Annotated in this window: 2 protein-coding genes; one reads left to right on the top strand and one right to left on the bottom strand. The window is 67.0% G+C overall.

All coding sequences use genetic code 11. The features are described from left to right. Window positions 1-1,078: methyl-accepting chemotaxis protein (locus ACR2JA_RS13275; protein WP_434009552.1), on the bottom strand; the 1,078-nt coding region annotated here is incomplete at its 3' end. A gap of 223 nt (window positions 1,079-1,301) precedes the next feature. Between ACR2JA_RS13275 and ACR2JA_RS13270 the strand changes: the two genes are divergently transcribed. Next, window positions 1,302-1,769: MFS transporter (locus ACR2JA_RS13270; RefSeq protein WP_434009551.1), on the top strand; the 468-nt coding region annotated here is incomplete at its 3' end.

The raw sequence follows: 1,769 nt of genomic DNA, 5'->3' as shown, positions 1-1,769 counted from the left end.
TCTTCTTGCTGCTGTGGTTGATCTCGTCCATGGTGGCGACCACCTGGCCCACCACCTGACCACCACGTGCGGCCACTTCCGCGTTGGCCACCGCCATCTGGCTGGCCTGGCGCGCCGCGTCCGCGCTCTGGCGCATCGTGCTGTTGAGCTCTTCCATGCTCGCCGCCGTTTCCTGCAGGCTGCTGGCAGCCGCTTCTGTGCGGTTGGACAGATCCTGGTTCCCACTGGCGATTTCCTCGCTGGCGTGCACCACGGTGTCCACGCTCTGCCGGATCTGGGTGACCACCCGCACCAGCGCGGACTGCATCGCGTCAATGCCTTGCATCACGCGGGCGATTTCATCCTGACCGAGGTTGTGCACCCGCTCGCTCAAGTCGCCTTGTGCCACGCGCTCGATGGCCCGCGCGGCCTGCTGCAGCGGGCCGGTGACGTGCCGGGCGATGATCCAGCCCAGCCAGATGGCACTGCCCAGCGCCACCAGCGCGATGGTCAGTGTGCGCAGCACCACCAGGCGGTGTAAGTCCACCAGCGCCTGCGAGGTCGCATCGACCCGCCGGGTGACGGACGCACCGATGCGGGTCAGCGCCTCGTCGGCGGCACGGATTTCGCCCTTGGCCGGCTCCAGCGCCTTGTTGGCCGCCCAGGGGTCGTTGATCTCGCCGATCTCGATGCGCTGGACGATGCCCTGCACCGTCTGGCGGTAGCGGCCGACCGCGGCCGACATCTGGTCCGCCGACGCCTGCTGTTCCGTGTCGAGCAGGGGCTTGAGGCGCTCCAGCGTGGCGTTGAGCTTGTCCAGCTCCGCGGCCCAGGACTGCTGGTACGCCTTGAGCTTGTCCTCTTCGGCCAGGTTGAGGAACAGGTCCTTCTCGAACCGGCGCGCGTTGCCCACGGCCGCGCGCGTGTCACCCAGCCACTGCACGGCCTGCATCTCGCCTGCCACCATCGACTGGCTGGCCGCCACCGCCTGGTTCAGGCCCCAGAAGCTCAGCACGGTGACCAGCACCATGCCGGCCGAAAACACCGCCACCAACAGGCCCAGTTTGGCGCGCACAGACAGTCGGGAAAGCCAGGACATGTGAAATCTTTCGGAAAGTGATTGACCCGGGACATCCCGGTCGTTTCCGTTGGATGTCGGCGCCCGCTGGCCCATCTTGAGCTTCGTACAGTCCAAAAGGCGGCAATCCGGCCTTCAACTGCCTCGATTTCGATGGCAATTGTGTCGATTGCATGACATCTGCCCGCGCGCTCGCCCGCCGACCGCTGCAGCGGCCACCACGGCAGGATATAAACAGCAACTTATGAATAAAAACCTCTGGCTGCTGGCCGCCGCGCAAGGCCTGTTCCTGACCAACAACGTGGTCTTCATCGCCATCAACGGCCTGGTCGGCCTGAGCCTGGCCCCGCTGGGCTGGATGGCGACCCTGCCCGTGATGGGCTACGTGGTCGGTGGCGCACTGTCCACCGCGCTGGTGGCGCGCACGCAGAGCGCCTTCGGCCGCAAGGCCTCGTTCCAGATCGGTCTGCTGGTCGCGCTCGGCTCGGCCCTGCTGTGCTACTGGGCCGCGATGCACCACAACTTCTGGCTGCTGGTGAGCGCCACGGTGATCGCCGGTTACTACAGCGCCAACGGCCAGCTCTACCGCTTCGCCGCGGCCGAACTGGCGGCGCCGGACTTCCGCGAAAAAGCCGTGTCGCTGGTGCTGGCCGGTGGCCTGGTGGGCGCGGTGCTGGGCCCCAACCTGGCCAGCCGCACCCGCAACCTGCTG

It is taken from the genome of Hydrogenophaga sp., from assembly GCF_051007235.1.
Classification (GTDB): Bacteria; Pseudomonadota; Gammaproteobacteria; order Burkholderiales; family Burkholderiaceae_C; genus Hydrogenophaga.
This window is presented reverse-complemented; position numbering and strand designations above follow the sequence as displayed.